The organism is Noviherbaspirillum sp. ST9 (assembly GCF_048799745.1).
Lineage (GTDB): Bacteria > Pseudomonadota > Gammaproteobacteria > Burkholderiales > Burkholderiaceae_D > Noviherbaspirillum.
Genome location: NZ_JBLWFR010000052.1, coordinates 1 through 833, shown reverse-complemented (window position 1 = coordinate 833; position 833 = coordinate 1). Strand labels below are relative to the sequence as shown.

Annotated in this window: 1 protein-coding gene; it reads left to right on the top strand. The window is 44.7% G+C overall.

Going from position 1 to position 833, the window contains the following annotated elements; translation table 11 throughout:
• On the top strand, positions 1 to 833 hold an 833-nt coding region (locus ACNOHI_RS24680), incomplete at both ends, for an ABC transporter permease (RefSeq protein WP_420477375.1).

Sequence of the window (833 nt, the reverse complement as noted above, 5' to 3'; positions counted from 1 at the left end):
ACTATCACTGATGCTGCTTTTCTGAAAATGTTTAGTTTTCCGCTGGTTGCGGGGGATGCAGCTACGGCGCTAAAAGGCAACAACTCTATAGTTATTACAGAATCGGCGGCAAAAAGAATTTTCGGAAACGAGGACCCGATCAATAAAATAATCAGGATCGATAATGAGGATAATTTTCAGGTGACGGGAGTTTTGAAAGACCTTCCACCAAACACGCAATTTGGGTTTGAGTATTTGTTACCCTGGAAGTACCAGGAAAAAGAAGGCAAGGAGCGGCCCACCTGGTGGAATTACAATTTCCAGACTTTCATCGAACTGCGTCCCAATGCTTCAGCCAAAGTGCTAAATGCAAAGATAAAGGACATCTATAGAAGGCACACAAAAGACCCCGACGATAATGAAGCGTTTCTCTTCCCTTCTGCAAAATGGCGACTCTGGGCGCGATTCGAAAACGGCAAAGCAATAGGAGGACGCATAGAAACTATCAGACTTTTCGGAGTTATAGCGGCGTTCATACTTTTAATAGCTTGCATAAATTTCATGAATCTTAGTACTGCAGGAAGTGAGAAAAGAGCTCGGGAGGTTGGTATCAGAAAGGTATCAGGGGCTCCCTCCTCATATATTATTTCTCAATTCCTTCTGGAGTCTATCCTGATCGCATTTTTCGCAGGGTTCATTGCTCTCGCCCTGGTACAGGTAAGTCTGCCGACATTCAACTCCATCATTGGAACAAGGCTGTCTGTCCCTTTTGAATGGTCCCTCTTTTGGATTTCGTTTATCGGCTTCATCCTGTTCACGGGGATCCTTGCAGGCAGCTATCCTGCATTCTTCAT